Origin of the sequence: Leeuwenhoekiella nanhaiensis (assembly GCF_002744755.1) — a bacterium.
Classification (GTDB): domain Bacteria; phylum Bacteroidota; class Bacteroidia; order Flavobacteriales; family Flavobacteriaceae; genus Leeuwenhoekiella; species Leeuwenhoekiella nanhaiensis.
Genome location: NZ_KZ319294.1, coordinates 136,306 through 152,456, shown reverse-complemented (window position 1 = coordinate 152,456; position 16,151 = coordinate 136,306). Strand labels below are relative to the sequence as shown.

The 16,151-nt window shown below is 42.8% G+C and carries 16 protein-coding genes; 9 read left to right on the top strand and 7 right to left on the bottom strand.

The genetic code is table 11. The features are described from left to right. Positions 1–137: 137 nt before the first annotated feature. Entirely contained in the window at positions 138–1,070 is a 933-nt protein-coding gene (locus CJ305_RS14350) for a peptidylprolyl isomerase (protein WP_099646974.1), read from the bottom strand. A gap of 120 nt (positions 1,071–1,190) precedes the next feature. Further along, on the bottom strand, positions 1,191–2,261 hold the full coding sequence (locus CJ305_RS14345; protein ID WP_099646973.1) for a branched-chain amino acid aminotransferase: 1,071 nt from the start codon (positions 2,259–2,261) through the stop codon (positions 1,191–1,193). A 226-nt stretch (positions 2,262–2,487) separates the two neighbouring features. Between CJ305_RS14345 and CJ305_RS14340 the strand changes: the two genes are divergently transcribed. The 3 genes from CJ305_RS14340 to CJ305_RS14330 are packed head-to-tail and all read left to right on the top strand — an operon-like array spanning position 2,488 to position 4,557. Beyond that, positions 2,488–3,000, top strand: a complete 513-nt coding sequence (locus CJ305_RS14340) for a DUF4920 domain-containing protein (protein ID WP_099646972.1) — start codon at positions 2,488–2,490, stop codon at positions 2,998–3,000. Position 3,001: 1 nt separating this feature from the next. Further along, complete coding sequence (gene mnmD, locus CJ305_RS14335) at positions 3,002–3,679, top strand: tRNA (5-methylaminomethyl-2-thiouridine)(34)-methyltransferase MnmC2 (protein ID WP_099646971.1); 678 nt, start codon at positions 3,002–3,004, stop codon at positions 3,677–3,679. Positions 3,680–3,720: 41 nt separating this feature from the next. Next, entirely contained in the window at positions 3,721–4,557 is an 837-nt protein-coding gene (locus CJ305_RS14330) for a DUF1963 domain-containing protein (RefSeq protein WP_099646970.1), read from the top strand. Positions 4,558–4,643: 86 nt separating this feature from the next. Here CJ305_RS14330 and CJ305_RS14325 read toward each other — a convergent pair whose 3' ends face one another. Beyond that, the gene (locus tag CJ305_RS14325; protein WP_099646969.1) at positions 4,644–5,714 is read right to left on the bottom strand and encodes a putative type IX sorting system protein PorV2; all 1,071 of its coding nucleotides are present in this window, start codon (positions 5,712–5,714) and stop codon (positions 4,644–4,646) included. Between the two features lie 250 nt (positions 5,715–5,964). Here CJ305_RS14325 and CJ305_RS14320 point away from each other — a divergent pair, with 250 nt between their 5' ends. The 5 genes from CJ305_RS14320 to CJ305_RS14300 all read left to right on the top strand — a co-directional run bounded on the left by CJ305_RS14320 (position 5,965) and on the right by CJ305_RS14300 (position 10,797). Next, positions 5,965–6,702, top strand: coding sequence for a CDP-alcohol phosphatidyltransferase family protein (locus CJ305_RS14320; RefSeq protein ID WP_099646968.1), 738 nt, complete (start codon positions 5,965–5,967; stop codon positions 6,700–6,702). 5 nt (positions 6,703–6,707) lie between these two features. Further along, positions 6,708–7,331 (top strand): NUDIX hydrolase, encoded by a 624-nt coding sequence (locus CJ305_RS14315; protein WP_099646967.1) that lies wholly within the window; start codon positions 6,708–6,710, stop codon positions 7,329–7,331. Positions 7,332–7,334: 3 nt separating this feature from the next. Further along, positions 7,335–8,132 carry a LytTR family DNA-binding domain-containing protein gene (locus tag CJ305_RS14310; RefSeq protein ID WP_099646966.1) on the top strand — a complete coding sequence of 266 codons (798 nt, stop codon included), beginning with the start codon at positions 7,335–7,337 and terminating at the stop codon, positions 8,130–8,132. Between the two features lie 315 nt (positions 8,133–8,447). Beyond that, positions 8,448–9,488, top strand: a complete 1,041-nt coding sequence (locus tag CJ305_RS14305) for a S41 family peptidase (protein WP_189319459.1) — start codon at positions 8,448–8,450, stop codon at positions 9,486–9,488. 82 nt (positions 9,489–9,570) lie between these two features. After that, positions 9,571–10,797 carry an amidohydrolase family protein gene (locus tag CJ305_RS14300; RefSeq protein WP_099646964.1) on the top strand — a complete coding sequence of 409 codons (1,227 nt, stop codon included), beginning with the start codon at positions 9,571–9,573 and terminating at the stop codon, positions 10,795–10,797. A 4-nt stretch (positions 10,798–10,801) separates the two neighbouring features. Here the strand turns inward: CJ305_RS14300 and lptB are convergent, their stop codons facing one another. The 4 genes from lptB to CJ305_RS14280 are packed head-to-tail and all read right to left on the bottom strand — an operon-like array spanning position 10,802 to position 13,785. Beyond that, positions 10,802–11,542: an LPS export ABC transporter ATP-binding protein gene (lptB, locus tag CJ305_RS14295; RefSeq protein WP_099646963.1), complete on the bottom strand. Its 741-nt coding sequence runs from the start codon at positions 11,540–11,542 to the stop codon at positions 10,802–10,804. A gap of 51 nt (positions 11,543–11,593) precedes the next feature. Beyond that, a complete protein-coding gene (locus CJ305_RS14290; protein WP_099646962.1) occupies positions 11,594–11,962 on the bottom strand; it encodes a carboxymuconolactone decarboxylase family protein in 369 nt (122 codons plus the stop codon). 12 nt (positions 11,963–11,974) lie between these two features. Next, complete coding sequence (tatC, locus tag CJ305_RS14285; protein WP_099646961.1) at positions 11,975–12,817, bottom strand: twin-arginine translocase subunit TatC; 843 nt, start codon at positions 12,815–12,817, stop codon at positions 11,975–11,977. Then, positions 12,817–13,785, bottom strand: a complete 969-nt coding sequence (locus tag CJ305_RS14280; RefSeq protein WP_099646960.1) for a KpsF/GutQ family sugar-phosphate isomerase — start codon at positions 13,783–13,785, stop codon at positions 12,817–12,819. The genes tatC and CJ305_RS14280 overlap by 1 nt, the downstream gene beginning before the upstream one ends. Before the next feature lie 84 nt (positions 13,786–13,869). On the opposite strand from CJ305_RS14280, the gene recQ reads away from it, so the two are divergent. After that, complete coding sequence (gene recQ, locus CJ305_RS14275) at positions 13,870–16,068, top strand: DNA helicase RecQ (RefSeq protein ID WP_099646959.1); 2,199 nt, start codon at positions 13,870–13,872, stop codon at positions 16,066–16,068. Positions 16,069–16,151 lie beyond the last annotated feature (83 nt).

Sequence of the window (16,151 nt, the reverse complement as noted above, 5' to 3'; positions counted from 1 at the left end):
AAAAACGGTCAACGCTATTTAGGGAAGTACACAGTTTTATCCTAAACCAAACTAAACGGTAAACAGCAAACCGAAAACAACCAACAAAAAAGGCCATCTTTTCAGACAGCCTTTCTTTTTCTATTTATATTCGGAATTTATTTAACGTCCACCAATTCAACGTCAAAAACCAAAATCGCATCGGGCGGAATAACTCCGCCTGCACCGCGACTTCCGTAACCCAGGTCTGAAGGAATTACAAAACGGGCTTTGTCACCCACTTTAAGTAAACCAATACCTTCATCCCAGCCTGCGATCACCTGACCTACACCAACCTGAAAATCCAGGGGCTGATTACGTTTGTACGAAGAGTCAAACACAGTACCGTCAGCTAACTGACCTTTGTAATGTACCGATACCATTTTTCCGGTTTCAGCCTTTTTACCGTTTCCTTCCTGAATGATTTGATAGCGTAAACCGCTCTTGGTTTCTTTAAAACCCTGACTCAATTTATCTAAAGCTTCGGCTTTTTTAGCGCGTTCTTCGGCAATGCGTTTTTCACGGGCTCCTTCAAACGTACGAAAGGCTTCAACAGCATTAAATTTTTCGGCTTCTTCACCTACGCGAATGATCTCAACCTGCTCCATTTTGTCACCCTGAGCGATGGCGTCAACCACATCCTGACCTTCTACTACTTTACCAAAAACGGTATGCTTTCCGTCTAACCATGGAGTTGCGGTGTGCGTGATAAAAAACTGACTTCCGTTGGTGCCGGGGCCGGCGTTTGCCATAGAGAGTACTCCGGGACCGTCGTGTTTCAGGCTGGAGTCAAACTCATCATCAAACTGGTAACCGGGATTGCCGGTACCGGTGCCTTGCGGGCAACCTCCCTGAATCATAAAATCAGGAATCACGCGGTGAAATTTAAGTCCGTCGTAGTATGGGTTTCCTTGTTTTTTAGCGGAGTTTTCAAGGTTTCCTTCAGCCAGTGCTACAAAGTTACCTACGGTTCCGGGAGTTTTTTCGTGTTCGAGTTTTACCAGAATTTCACCTTTTGGCGTATGAAATTTGGCATATATTCCGTCTTGCATGTCTTCGGTTTAAAAATGAGGTGCAAAAATACGTCTAAAGTCTGCAAACACAAAACCCAAAGCAAATCCTAAATGCTTTGGGTTTTGTAATGCTTTCGCGAAAGCGAAATTATGAATAAACTAGACTTCGATTGCAGGTACTTCATACCTCCATCCAAAAGGATCTTCAGCACGGTTGGCCTGTAATTCGGTCAATTGTTTTTTGAGTTTTGGCGCATAGGCATCATCCAGATCAGGCAGGTCAAACTGCTTGTCTTTGTGGGTAAAGCCCGAAATCACAGAGATCACAGCAGCAGTACCGGCACCAAACATTTCTTTAAGTGAACCGTTCTCGGCAGCTTCTACAATTTCAGAAACCTTAACAGGGCGCACTTCAACATTAATGCCCTGGCTGCGCGCAAGCTCGATTAAACTTTTACGGGTAATTCCATCCAAAATACGGTCGCTGGTAGGCGCGGTAATCAAGGTATCATTCACACGGAAAAATACATTCATAGTACCGGCTTCTTCCAGATATTCGTGGGTGCTGGCGTCTGTCCATACCACCTGATTGTAGCCTTTTTCCTTGGCAAGTTCAGTTGGGTAAAACTGTGCGGCGTAGTTACCGGCTGCTTTAGCAAAGCCTACACCTCCATCAGCAGAACGGCTGTAATGGTCTGCAAAAAGTACGCGCACCTTGCCGCTGTAATACGACTGAGCGGGTGCGCAAATAATGACAAATTTATATTCGGTAGAAGGTGAGGCCAATACGCCGTTTTCGGTCGCAATGACAAACGGGCGAATGTAAAGCGAGTTGCCTTCTCCGGGTTTGATCCAGTCTTTATCGAGGTTGAGCAGGGTATTGAGACCGTCAAAAAAATAGTCTTTATCAAATGCCGGCATCGCCAGACGCTCGCTTGATTTATTGATGCGGTTAAAGTTTTCTTCAGGACGGAACATAAAAATGTCGCCGTTGTCGTCTTTGTAAGCTTTCATTCCTTCAAAAACCGCCTGCCCGTAGTGAAAGACTTTTGAAGCAGGATCCATTTCAAGAGGACCGTAAGGCTTAATTTCTGGAGTTTGCCAGCTTCCGTCTTTATATTCACAAACAAACATATGGTCTGTAAAAATGCTACCAAAAGCCAGATTACTAAAGTCAACCTGATCTATTTTCGACTTTTGCGCCTTGGTAATCGTTAAAGTATCTGTCATAATCGTGCGATTTATAAGCACAAATTTATCATTTTCTCAAAGTAAGTAAGCTCAAGAAATGATTAATTTTACCTGTTCGCCAGACTTATTGCATTGTAATACAGCTCCGGACCCGGTTCTCTGAAACTAATTATGCATCAAAACAGCTGTTTTAGCATTTAAAAAGCTCTTTTTTTAAGGGTTTTGCTTTTGCTTAAGCAAGAAATCAAATAAAAAAACGATAACTATGAAAAAGTTGTTTAGTATCCTCGCAATCGCTCTGATTGTCTATTCGTGTAAGGATAATGAATCTGCAGGAGCCTCTGCAGCTGTGATCAATCAGGAGGAAGTCACCGGAGATTTACCGGTTTTTGGTGCCGATTTTAAAAACGAAACCATTCTTTCGGCCTATGAGTTGGGCGAAATTTATTCAAATCTAAAAACCGGAGACACGGTTAAGGTGACCTTTGAAGGCCCTGTTAAAGAGGTTTGCCAGGCAAAGGGCTGCTGGATGCAGGTAGATGTAGGGGCTGAAGATCCTGTAATGGTTAAGTTTAAGGATTACGGTTTTTTTGTGCCTAAAGATTTAGAAGGAAAGCGCGTGGTTGTTCACGGAATGGCCTTTATCAGCGAGGTGCCGGTTGAAGAACAGCAGCATTATGCCAAAGATGCCGGGAAAAGCGAAGCTGAAATCACAGCGATTACCCTTCCTAAGAAAAGTCTGGGCTTTACGGCCAGCGGAGTGAAAATCGCCGAGTAAGTTGGAGCGCAAAATCGTTAAAACAGCAGACGGCTCTACTACCATACAGATAACCGACTGGAATGAGCAGTACCATTCTATGCACGGAGCGGTACAGGAAGCGCGGCACGTGTTTCTTAAAATGGGTTTTGATCACGCTTTCGCGAAAGCGGGCCAGCCTGATGAACTTTATATTTTAGAAATAGGCTTCGGGACAGGACTGAATGCACTTTTAACTTTGATCCACGCTGAAAAACTTCCGGTTAAGTTGAAGTATGAAGGTGTGGAAGCCTTTCCGGTTTCTACTGAAGAATTAAAGCAACTCAATTATTTAGAAACGATTGAAGCCGAAAGCTATCGCGAGACTTTTGAAGCGATGCACCAAACCCCCTGGGAAGAGGAGCATGCAATCACGTCACAATTCCGTTTAAAAAAGCGTGAGCAGACCTTTGAAACCATAACCGATATCAGTCAGCACGATCTTATCTACTTTGATGCCTTTGGTGCGCGGGTACAACCCGAACTCTGGGAAGAACCCATTTTTCAAAAGATGTTTGATGCCCTGAATCCCGGCGGAGTACTCGTTACCTATGCCGCAAAAGGCAGTGTACGTCGCGCGATGCAAAGCGTGGGCTTTACCGTAGAACGCCTTCCCGGCCCTCCGGGAAAACGGGAAATGTTGCGGGGGACGAAAAGTTAGAAGATTAAAATCAAAAGTTTCAATTAAAGCCGGTATCGTATATGGGTTTTTGGAATAAATTATTCGGTAAAAAGAATGAAAAGGCTTCTGCTAATGCACCTTCTCATATTGATAAGTATAAACGCGAACTGAATGAGCTGAACTTAAAATCAGCTTCAGATTTAGAAAATTTGCTTAAGCCCTTAATCAGCCCAATGACCAGGATGAATGTCCTGCCGGCTTCTGCACTTCCTGAAAATACACAGCTAGAATCGCATTTTGGTGGACATCCTTATTTTGAGGCGGGAGAATCCTGGCCAACAACTGAAAAAGGCAAACCTCTGGATTTTGTGTTTCAGGTATTTAATTCAAAAGAATTAGAGCTACCCGAAACTATAGCACTGGTTCAATTGTTTTACGATTGGGAAGCATTACCCTGGGATACTGGGGAGGATGGGTGGTTGGTGAAAATCTACCCTAAAGTTGACCAACAAAAAATCGAATTTATTTCCAGACCTGAAGAATTAAACCAATCCCCTTTTTGTAAAATAGCGTTTATGCCTGCTCAAAGTTTACCCAATTGGGAAGGTATTGAGGTATTTAAGGATGAGGCTGTGAAGTTATCTTGCGTACTTAATGAGGAATCGCCCTGGAACGCGTATGAAGATGCTGTTTCCAATTTGATAGGGGAGCAGGACTACCAGAGTCAACTTGGTGGATATCCCAGATGGGTTCAGGGAGACGAAACACCATTGAATGCTGAGGGAAAACCTTTAAAGCTTTTGTTTCAAATAGATTCTGAAGAAAATGCCAATTTGATGTGGGGAGATATGGGATCTATCTATGTTTTTTATCAGGAAGAAACAAAAAGCATTGAGTTTACCTTGCAGTGTTATTAGTCTTGAATTTTAAACCTTGAATTTTGAATTCTGAGGTAGCTGAGTGATTTATATGGATTGCAAAATCCATATAAATCGTATCGAAGCTACCGAAACAACTCCCAATCGAGCTTTAAGGAGAAAATATTGGAATACACGGCCGCGCTTTGATCACCGATATCGGTAAGGGCGTAATCAATGTGAATACCCTTGTACTGAAATCCAACACCAATATTGGGTTGAAAACCAATGCGATTGCTTCCGTCAAGCTGGGTGATATCCTGAAAATTCCCGATCCCGGCGCGTAGGAAAACTATTCCGGTGTATCCCACTTCGAAACCTGCTGCGGGAGAGGCGCTAAGTCCGGGACTGGAGATGATATCATTGGTTTGCGTAAAGCGCATCAGCAGATCTACTTCCGCCTTGATCGAATAATCATAACGAATTAGCCAGCTGCGTGCGATTCCCATCTGGAGTTTTGGGATGGTGACTTCCAGGGTTTCGGGTAATTCCTGATTTTGACCTTCAACCGCATCACGAATAGTCGCAAATTGTTCTTCGTCAATGGCCCAGGTATTGACGGTGGTGGTGATATCACGGGCCATAAGCCCAAAATCCCAATCGCCACTCGAATATTGCAATCCAAAGTCGAGACCAAAACCCCAGCTGGAAGCAAAATCTCCAATAATGCGGCGCACGACCTTAGCATTCGCCCCCAGATTCAATCCCTGTACGGGTAACTCCCGCGCGTAAGATGCGGTAAGTGCATAATCAGCGGTAGAAAAAAGACTGATGCGGTTGTAGTCTATGTTTCCGTTGGCGTCAATGAGTTGGGTGGTGTTTAGAATATCGTCTACCCCGAAGCGTATTAACGAAATGCCCAGCGCGCTGCGGTCATCGAGTTTTTTAGCGAAAGCGGCGTAATCATATAACGCAATATTGGCAAAGTAACTGGCGTGCATCAGGGCTAGCTGGTTGTCTTCAAGATGCACAAGTCCGGCCGGATTCCAGTAGCCGCTGTTTACATCTTTAGAGCTTGCCACCACGGCGTTGCCCATGGCTAGCGATGCGGCATCGACACCGATATTTAGAAATTCGTTGGAGTATTTGCGTACTGCCTGAGCCTCTAGTGCCGTGACTACAAACAGACTCCAAACGATAAATACTACTTTTTTCAACCTCAGAACAGATTTTGGGCAAATTTGGGTAAACCCCGCGACAATTTAAACTTTATTTTTTGCGATTAAGTATGAGGCAGTTGCAAAATGGCTGTTGTTTCAGTAGCCATTTCGTTAGGGTCTTCTTAATTGGTAAAGGCTCCACAAAGAATTTAACTATTTTTACCCGGTAAGCGAGATTTCTTAAAACCAAAACCTTTGTTTTAGTGGAGACCCTTCTTATATAGTACAACTAACCAAAACTCGTGTGATGACAATCAAAAAGTACATTCCCAATGCATTTACCATGGCCAACCTGTTTTGCGGGATGCTTGGTGTTTTTTTCGCTGCTACCGGTAAGCTGGATTATGCGGCTTATGCCGTCGTTGCAGGAATATTTTTTGATTTCTTCGATGGTTTTTTTGCCCGTATGTTTAAGGTGGAAGGCGAACTGGGCTTACAGCTCGATTCGCTTGCCGATGTGGTGACCAGTGGTGTGGTGCCGGGTATGGTGATGTTTCAAATGCTGCACAAGCTGGAACATTGGAATACCGGCGAGCGCTGGGTAGAAGCCGGAATGACCTGGGACAGTATTTCGATAATTCCGTTTTTGGGTTTTGCGATTACTCTGGCTTCGGCTTTTCGCCTTGCAAAATTCAATATTGATACCCGCCAAACAACTTCGTTTATCGGCTTGCCTACGCCGGCAAATGCACTGCTCATCACCAGTTTGCCGCTTATCGTGCAATTTCAGGATTATGCTCTTGCCGAAACCCTGATCACCAATACCTGGTTTTTACTGGCCCTCACCGCTCTGAGTTGCTATATGCTGAATGCCGAAATCCCGCTTTTTGCCCTAAAGTTTAAAAGCTGGGGAATGGCCGAGAATAAAGTCCGCTACGGGTTTCTGGCCATCGCGATTATTCTGTTGTTCTGGCTCACCTTTTTGGCAATACCGCTTATCATTTTGCTTTACGTTTTGCTTTCGCTGATCTTTAGAAACCAATAACAACTATGGATATCTCGTCTAATCTTCTCAATCAGATCAAGAAAATAAAATCTCTTGCTGAAGCCGGTTTGGTTTTCAATAAGGAAAACTACGATGCAGAGCGATATGAGGAATTGCGTGCGATTTCGCTTGAGATGATGAGTATTTTGGCTGATGTGAAGGTTGAACAACTCAGCGATTTCTTCCTTCCGGAAACCGATTATCCCACACCCAAAGTCGACGTAAGAGGCTTGATCTTAAACGAAAAGAGCGAAGTATTACTGGTAAAGGAAATGGTAGACGGTAAATGGACCCTGCCCGGTGGCTGGGCAGATATCGGCCTTACGCCGAAGGAAAACGTGCTCAAAGAAATCGAAGAGGAAACCGGTTTTAAGGCTGAAGTGAAACGCCTGCTGGCGGTATTAGACAAACGCGAGTATCCGCATCCGCCGCAAACCCACTACGTGTATAAGCTGTGTTTTCTATGCGAAATTACCGAGGGTTCTTTTGACCCTAATTTTGATATCGGCGAGGTAGACTGGTTTGACATCAACGACCTGCCGGAATTGTCTCCGGATCGTATCTTAAAGGAGCAGCTGTTAAATCTAGTCACAATCGCAGAGCAAGACAAAATTGTTTATTTTGATTAAAGCATGAATAAAAATTACCCTTTTGATCCTGTTTTGAAGCGGCACCTTTTTATCGCAAGCGGATTATTTTTATGGGTTTTTCTATTTCTGTTTTTTACCGAACCGCTGGATGTGAGTGAATTGGGTTTTGAAGAAAAACTAATGTATTTACCCGTTTACGCTCTGGTTGCTGCATTAGGTTATATTATGCTCTTACCACTTCAATCATGGGTTTATGCAGGCAACGACAAGAACTGGAAAATAGGATCAGAACTTTTAATGTTACTGGCTTTTTCATTAGTTGGTCTTCTTTCGGTGCGATTGGTATATTTATTTGTCGTCGTTCCTTATGAGCCCAATCCCTATACGTTAATTTATTTTATCACACATATTTACCTTCCGGCACTTTTGGTGGTGCTTCCTATCGTTGCTGTTGGTAGATATGGTTTGGGTCGCTATCTCGAGAAAAAACAGGAGGAACAAAAAATCACCATCGCAGGATCTGGAAATTATGAAGGTTTCCGTCTGGAATGGAAACAACTTATTATGGTCACTAGTGCTGATAATTATGTTGAAGTGGTCTATACTGAAAACAATCAGCCCAAAAAGCATTTAATTAGGAATACCTTGAGTGCTGTTGCTTCAGACTTGCCCCAACTCCTTAAAGTGCACCGCTCTTTTTTGATCAATCCCGATCATTACAAGTATGTAAACTCAGAAAATGGAAAGTGGGAACTTGTTATGATTCACGATTTAAAATGTACAGTTTCAAAAACCCACCTGCCTGAAGTAAAAGCTGCGCTTAATTTCGCCACAAATTAGCGGGATTTCGCCCCAAAGACCTGTAAATTTGGGGCCTGCATCAATCTGCTTTCTAGATTTGTCTCATCAAATTTTTTTAAATCCAAAATGATGAAGACTTCCTTTAAACTTAAAATTGAGCTCTATTTTGCAGGCTTAATTCTGTTGTCAACGTGCTCACTACTCGCACAGAAGGTTACCTGTGATTGTAAACAGGATTTGAATTTTCTTGTCAAAAAGATTAAGAAAAGTCCGGCTTACAAAAATGATTATAGAGGCAAAAAAAGGACTTTTGATCAAAAACTAAGTCCAATTGCCTCTAAAGCGTCCTCAAAAATGCCCCTTTTTGATTGCTATTTGTTACTGGTAGAAACTATGCAATTGATTAACGACCGACATAACATTGTGTACGGAAATGCAAAATTTGATGCAGATATGCTTAAAGATCAGGGTGAACTGGAGGCATTTAAAGAAACCGCTTTTTATAAGATGTATCCGCACTTTTCAGGCGATCTTGAGCGTTTGCAGAATAACTTATCAGAAAAACCAGGCCAAAGTATAGAGGGCATTTATTATGCGGGTAAAAGTCTGGAGATAGGGGTTGTGAAAGATAATTTGGCTGGTAATTACAAAATGATCGTATTGCGGTCAGAACTGCCACTCTGGAAGGAAGGCGAGCAACTCGGTATTCTAAAAATGAATAACAAAGGGCGTGCTTTAGCTGTAATGGGCAATTACTCCACTAAAACTCCCATTTCCATAACTACGGGTTTTAAGAACGGGGAATTCATAAGTTTAAACCTGAAAAAGGATACGACTCAAACGAGCTTTTGGCGAGCAGCTTTTGCTGATAAAACCTATCATTTTGAGCAATTAAGTACAAAGGTGAGCTATCTTAAAGCAGGAGATTTTAGTGGGTTTTATCCGGTTTTGGGAGAAGCTGAAAAATTCTATGAGGAACTTAAAAAACGAACTTTTGCCGCTAATCTCATTATTGATTTAAGGGATAATGGCGGGGGCGGCAATCGCAATTCAGATATTTTATTTGAGATTTTAGAAAATCTAAAAAACAGCACACAATTTTTTGTACTTATCAATCAAAACACCGGAAGCAATGCCGAGCAGTTTGCGGTCAGGCTTAGAGAAGCAAAGGCAGCAACCCTATTGGGAGATCGAACCAAAGGAGCCATTGCCTACGAGTTAAAAGGGGATATTTCAATACTCCCCAGTAACTTTTTCAAAGTATATCTTTCGTCTAAGAGGCATCGTGAATATTTACCTTACGAAGGCGTTGGGATAGAACCTGATGTATTTCTAGATTATTCAAAAGATTGGATAGCGCAAACTCAAAGTATTATTGATAATGAAATCAATTAAATAGATTAAGCATCCTAAACTTTTCCAAAAGCTTCAGCCTGCCTGCCTGTTATCTTTTAACTTTAAGTTTAAAGCAAAAGCAATGAAGAGTTTCTCCCTAAAAAACGTACAATTACGCGGTCACGAGGGCCTGGTCGTTTTAAAAATTGAAGACGGAAAGGTATCTGAAATCAGGAGTAATTTTTCGGTGGTAGACAATGAGATTGATTGCGAAGGCAGATTGTTGATTCCCGGTTATGTGGAATCGCACATTCATCTGGATAAAGCCTGCATTTTAGATCGGTGTACGATCGAAAAAGGCACCCTTGAAGAAGCGGTAAATGAAGTAAGCACAGCAAAAGCAGATTTTACAGAAGAGGATGTTTACACCCGCGGTAGCAGGGTGATTGAGAAAGCCATTAAAAACGGAACTCAGGTGATGCGCAGCTTTGTGGAGGTTGATCCGCGTGCGGGAATGCGCTCATTCGAGGCCTTGCTGCGATTAAAGAATGATTATGCTTTTGCACTCGGCCTGCAAATTTGCGCTTTTGCACAGGAAGGTTTAACTCAGGAAATGGAAACCTACGGATTTCTGGAGGCAGCTTTAGATCAGGGTGCAGACTGGGTAGGTGGCTGTCCGTATAAAGATGAAGATCCTCAGAAGCATATCGACCTCATTTTTGATTTGGGCGAAAAGTACAGGGTGCCGGTAGATTTTCATCTGGATTTTGATCTGGATCCTGACGGTTCGTCAATTCCCTACTTGTGTAAACAAACACAGAAACGAAACTATCAAGGCAAAGTATCCATAGGTCACGTCACCAAACTGGCGGCGATGGAAGAAAAAGACTTTGTGGAGATGGCTAAGAAACTCGCTGAAGCCCAAATTGCATTAACCGTACTCCCCGCAACCGATTTGTTTCTAAACGGAAGGGATTCCGGTAAACTCATTCCAAGAGGAGTTGCTAACGCTAATCAGCTTGGCGATCATGGAGTTTTAACTTCCTTGTCCAGCAATAATATTCTAAACCCGTTTACGCCTTACGGTGATGCTGATTTATGCCGAATGGGAAATCTGTATGCTAATGTCGTTCAGCTTTCAAAACAGGAACATTTGGAGGAAGTGTTTGATATGATTACTAGAAATGCTGCTGAAATTCTAAATGTACCTTACGAGATCATTGAAGGTAGCCCAGCTACTTTTGTTTTGGTAGATGCTGAAAACCGGGCGGATGCGATTCGCGAAGTTGTAAAGCCATTAAAAGGCTGGAAGAAGGGAGTGCTCACTTTTGAAAATCCCAGAGCAGAAATTTTTAAGCCGGAAGCTTAAAATACTACTGAAACAATTTCTTCTTACGCAACTCAAAGTTTTGACCCAGATATACTTTACGTACCATTTCATCTGCTGCCAATTCTTCGGGCACTCCGTGTTTCAGGATATTTCCTTCAAACATCAGATAGGTGTGGTCTGTAATAGCGAGGGTTTCCTGTACGTTATGGTCGGTAATGAGAATCCCGATGTTTTTTTGCTTAAGCTGTGCCACAATGCGCTGAATATCTTCAACCGCTACGGGGTCAACTCCGGCAAAAGGTTCATCAAGCAGAATAAAATTAGGATTGGTAGCCAGTGCACGGGCAATTTCGGTACGACGTCGCTCCCCACCCGAAAGTAAATCCCCGCGGTTTTTGCGAATGTGCCCCAGACTGAACTCATCGATGAGTTCTTCCATCTTGTCGCGCTGTTCTTTTTTGCTCAGTTTGGTCATCTGAAGTACACTAAGTATGTTTTCTTCGATACTCAGTTTCCTAAAAACCGATGCTTCCTGAGCGAGGTACCCAATACCATTTTGCGCACGCTTGTACATGGGGTATTTGGTGATGTCCTTGTTGTCAAGGTAAATAGTACCGCCATTGGGCTTAATTAAACCTACGATCATGTAAAAAGAAGTGGTTTTACCGGCTCCGTTGGGGCCCAGCAAACCTACGATTTCGCCTTGCTCTACTTCAACCGTGATGCCTTTTACGACTTTTCGGCCTTTGTAGGATTTCATTAAGTTTTCTGCTCGTAGTTTCATCTTTTGAGGATTGATAGGTTCTTTTAAAACGTAAGCTTTTCGCTTTGCGTATTATTCCTGCGCGGCATTTTCATCTAAAGCCTCCCAAAATTCATAAGCCCGGCGCAAGTGTGGGATCACAATCGTTCCTCCAATAAGGGTGCCAATGCTCAGGGTTTCCATCACTTCTTCTTTAGTAACCCCTTCTTTATGACAACTTTCTAAATGATAGCGTACACAATCGTCACAGCGCAATACCGTAGAAGCGACTAGACCCAAAAGTTCTTTGGTCTTTACATCAAGCGCGCCTGCAGCAAAAGCATTGGTGTCCAGATTAAAAATGCGGTTTATGATTTTGTTTTTGTCGGCCAGAATTTTATCATTCATTTTGGCGCGATACGCGTTGAATTCGGCGACGGGGTTGGTTTTATCTTGAGACATATAAGGGGTAAATTAAGCTTGTTTCTTTTTCATTTTATTTTGTTCTTTCAACTCTTTGCGCATCACAAAGGCCGAAATAAGGATACTCACTTCATATAAAATCAATATCGGGATTGATACGATTACCTGAGTAGAGATATCGGGAGGCGTAATAATCGCCGCTACGATAAGTACGATTACCAAAGCATATTTGCGGTATTTTCTAAGGAATTGGGGGGTGACCAAACCAATCTTGGTAAAGAAATAAATCACAATAGGTAATTCAAATATGAGGCCGGCTGCAATAGCACTGGCACGTACCAGACCTATGTAAGAGCTGATGTCAAACTCATTTTTAACCATATCGCCCACAGTGAAATTAGCCAGGAAATTGATGGAAAGCGGGGCAATGATATAATAGCCAAAAAGCACCCCCATAAAAAAGAGTAATGACGAAATCACAATAAAACCTCTGGAGTTTTTACGTTCTTTCTCGTAAAGCCCCGGTGAAATAAATCTCCAGAACTCATAAACCACATAAGGAAACGCCACTACAAGACCTACGATGATCGAAGTCCATATGGCCGCATTAAACTGCCCGCCCATGGTTCGGTTTTGGATGATAAAGTCCATTTCGTTAATACAGCCTTTATCGGAACCAAATATGTTAGCTAATTGACAGAGCAAATCGTAGGAAATAAAGTCGGGTCTTGCCGGGGCAAAAATGATTTGGTCAAAAATAAAATCCTTAAAAATAAAGGCAACGGTGCCTACAATTACAATAGCAAGAGTAGCGCGTATTAAGTGCCATCTCAATTCTTCGAGATGGTCTAAAAAAGACATTTCGTCTGGGTTTGCCTGCTTTCGTTTCGCCATTATAGGATACCTTCTTTTATTAAATCGTGCAAATGTAATACTCCTGCATAATTATTTTGATCATCTACAGCGAGGAGTTGCGTTATACTGTAGGTCTCAAGAATTTCCAGAGCCTGAGTGGCCATGGCCTCGCAGTGAATGGTTTTGGGGTTGCTGCTCATAATACTTTTTGCGGTAAGACCCGTAAGCACTTCGTTGTTCTCGAGCATGCGTCTGATGTCTCCGTCGGTAATGATGCCCGTGATTTTAGCTTCTTGAGTAACCGCAGTAACTCCCAGACGTTTTTTGGAAATTTCTACAATTACCTCTTTTATGGGAGCGTCTTCAGAAACCTGAGGTTTCTCGTGCAGCGCAATGAGATCACTTACACGCAAAAACATGCGTTTTCCCAAGGCGCCACCAGGGTGGTATTTGGCAAAATCTTCCTTGGAAAAACCTCTTAAATCAAGCAAAGCCAGAGCAAGAGCGTCGCCCAGAACCAATTGTACCGTGGTGCTCGTTGTTGGTGCCAGATTATGCGGGCAGGCTTCTTTTTCGGCGTATGCCCAAATAAGGGCATCTGCCTGTCTAGCGAGAAAGGATTCTTTATTGGAGGTCATCGCAATGATCGTATTCTTCCGGCTTCTGATAAGCGGAATCAAAACCTTGATTTCTGGAGTGCTGCCGCTATTTGAGAGACATAATACGATATCATCGTCCAGAATGGTTCCCAAATCGCCGTGAATGGCATCTGCGGCGTGCATAAAAACGGCAGGAGTACCTGTTGAGTTTAAGGTAGCCACAATTTTCTGTGCAATGATTGCGCTTTTGCCCACACCAGTAATAATTACCCGGCCTTTTGCGTTAAAAATAGCAAGGACAGCTTTGGCAAAATCCTCATCGAGTAATTCAGACAGTAAACCGATGGCTTGATGCTCGATACTCAGGGTGTGTCTGGCATTTTTTAAAATCTGCTCGTAATTATTCAAAAGTAATGAGATTAAGCCGTTTGTTTGTGGAGTAGAAATTACTATATTTAGGATACAAATGTATGCAAAATTGAAGAAGCATTAATGAATTCAAGCGAAATAGACTTACACGCGGCCCTCAAGAAATATTTTGGTTTTAGCAAATTTAAGGGACTTCAGGAAGATGTTATTACGAGCATTGTAAATGGAAAGCATACATTCGTGATCATGCCCACCGGCGGTGGGAAATCCCTTTGTTATCAACTTCCCGCACTTATTCAGGAAGGCACAGCTATCGTTGTGAGCCCTTTGATTGCATTGATGAAAAATCAGGTTGATGCATTGCGGGGGATTTCGAAAGAAAATGGTATTGCACACGTGTTGAACTCTTCCCTCACCAAAGGTGAAATCAAACAGGTAAAAGAGGACATCTCAAACGGGGTCACTAAATTATTATATGTAGCTCCGGAATCACTCACCAAAGATGAGCACGTAGATTTTCTGCGTCAGGAGAAAATCAGTTTTGTGGCGATTGACGAAGCGCATTGCATCAGTGAATGGGGACATGATTTTAGACCCGAATACCGAAACCTGCGTCATATTATTAAGCGCATTGGTGAGAACATTCCAATAATAGCGGTAACGGCTACGGCTACACCCAAGGTGCAGGAAGATATCCTGAAAAACCTGGGCATTTCTGACGCAAACACCTTTAAGGCCTCATTTAACAGGCCTAATTTATATTACGAAATACGCCCAAAAACCAAGAATGTTGATGCAGACATTATTCGGTTTGTCAAGCAAAATCAGGGTAAAAGCGGAATCATTTACTGCCTCAGCCGTAAGCGTGTTGAAGAGCTTGCGCAGGTTTTACAGGTAAATGGAATTTCGGCTGTGCCGTATCACGCCGGGCTTGATGCTAAAACCCGCGTGAAACATCAGGATATGTTTTTGATGGAAGATGTGGACGTGGTGGTGGCAACAATCGCTTTCGGGATGGGAATTGATAAGCCTGACGTTCGATTTGTGATTCATCACGATATTCCAAAGAGTATAGAGAGTTATTATCAGGAAACCGGTCGTGCCGGAAGGGACGGTGGTGAAGGTCACTGCCTGGCCTATTATTCTTACAAAGACATAGAAAAGCTTGAAAAGTTTATGAGCGGTAAACCTGTTGCCGAACAGGAAATAGGACACGCTCTCTTACAGGAAGTCGTGGCCTACGCCGAGACTTCGATGTCAAGGCGTAAATTTATTCTGCATTATTTTGGGGAAGAATTTGATAACGAAACCGGTGAAGGTGGCGACCTCGATGACAATGTGCGTAATCCCAAGAAAAAGCACGAGGCTCAGGAAGAGGTCGTTCAGCTTTTAAAAGTAGTAGAGCAAACCGGAGCTATTTATAAGGCCAAGGAATTGGTATTTACGCTTGTGGGTAAATCAAACGCCATTATTGCCTCGCACAAAACCGATGAAGAGCCTTATTTTGGAATTGGTAAAGAAAAAGAATCTTCCTACTGGAAGGCGCTAATTCGTCAGGTTTTGGTTGCCGGCTATCTCAGGAAAGATATCGAAACTTACGGAGTGATCAAGTTGACGGATTCCGGGCGTAAATTCATTAAAAAGCCCGGGTCATTTATGATGACTGAAGATCATTCCTACGACACCGAAACTGATGAGACGCCAAATGCAAATCTTCGTCCCGGTGGAGGAACAGACACCAGGCTTGTAGCCATGCTTAAAGACCTGCGAAAAAAAGTAGGAAAACGAAAAGGTGTCCCGCCTTATGTGGTTTTCCAGGATCCGTCACTTGATGATATGGCGATCAAGTATCCCACAACGATTGACGAGATGTCAAACATTTTTGGGGTAGGAGAGGGTAAGGCCAAAAAATACGGGCGTGAATTTGTAGACCTCATCAAAAAATACGTTGAGGAAAATGACATTCTCAAACCGGATGATCTGGTGGTTAAGTCAACCGGATCAAACTCTGCGCTCAAGCTCTACATTATTCAAAACGTAGACCGAAAACTTCCGCTGGATGACATCGCATCAGCTAAAGGACTCGAGATGGATGATTTTATCAAAGAGATGGAAGTTATTGTTTATAGTGGTACCAAACTCAATATCGATTATTGGATAGATGACCTTTTTGATGAAGATCAGCAGGAAGAACTTCACGAATACTTTCTGGAGGCTGAAACAGACAATGTGGAAGAGGCCATGGCAGAGTTTGATGGGGATTACGACGAAGATGAACTGCGGCTCTATCGTATTAAATTCATCAGCGAGGTGGCCAATTAAAATCCTCTTGGTTTATCGGCAATCGGCATTTAAATTTCCTCAAAGGTAGTTTTAACATACTTCTTCGGTACTAAGTTTCATAA

Excerpts from the sequence above, each read along its gene's own strand:
- recQ (WP_099646959.1), top strand. The coding sequence starts at position 13,870 with ATGAATTCAAGCGAAATAGACTTACACGCGGCCCTCAAGAAATATTTT.
- CJ305_RS14330 (WP_099646970.1), top strand. The coding sequence starts at position 3,721 with ATGGGTTTTTGGAATAAATTATTCGGTAAAAAGAATGAAAAGGCTTCT.
- CJ305_RS14290 (WP_099646962.1), bottom strand. The coding sequence starts at position 11,962 with ATGTCTCAAGATAAAACCAACCCCGTCGCCGAATTCAACGCGTATCGC.
- CJ305_RS14305 (WP_189319459.1), top strand. The coding sequence starts at position 8,448 with ATGCCCCTTTTTGATTGCTATTTGTTACTGGTAGAAACTATGCAATTG.
- CJ305_RS14345 (WP_099646973.1), bottom strand. The coding sequence starts at position 2,261 with ATGACAGATACTTTAACGATTACCAAGGCGCAAAAGTCGAAAATAGAT.
- CJ305_RS14300 (WP_099646964.1), top strand. The coding sequence starts at position 9,571 with ATGAAGAGTTTCTCCCTAAAAAACGTACAATTACGCGGTCACGAGGGC.
- lptB (WP_099646963.1), bottom strand. The coding sequence starts at position 11,542 with ATGAAACTACGAGCAGAAAACTTAATGAAATCCTACAAAGGCCGAAAA.
- CJ305_RS14340 (WP_099646972.1), top strand. The coding sequence starts at position 2,488 with ATGAAAAAGTTGTTTAGTATCCTCGCAATCGCTCTGATTGTCTATTCG.
- CJ305_RS14315 (WP_099646967.1), top strand. The coding sequence starts at position 6,708 with ATGGATATCTCGTCTAATCTTCTCAATCAGATCAAGAAAATAAAATCT.
- tatC (WP_099646961.1), bottom strand. The coding sequence starts at position 12,817 with ATGGCGAAACGAAAGCAGGCAAACCCAGACGAAATGTCTTTTTTAGAC.
- CJ305_RS14350 (WP_099646974.1), bottom strand. The coding sequence starts at position 1,070 with ATGCAAGACGGAATATATGCCAAATTTCATACGCCAAAAGGTGAAATT.
- CJ305_RS14310 (WP_099646966.1), top strand. The coding sequence starts at position 7,335 with ATGAATAAAAATTACCCTTTTGATCCTGTTTTGAAGCGGCACCTTTTT.
- CJ305_RS14320 (WP_099646968.1), top strand. The coding sequence starts at position 5,965 with ATGACAATCAAAAAGTACATTCCCAATGCATTTACCATGGCCAACCTG.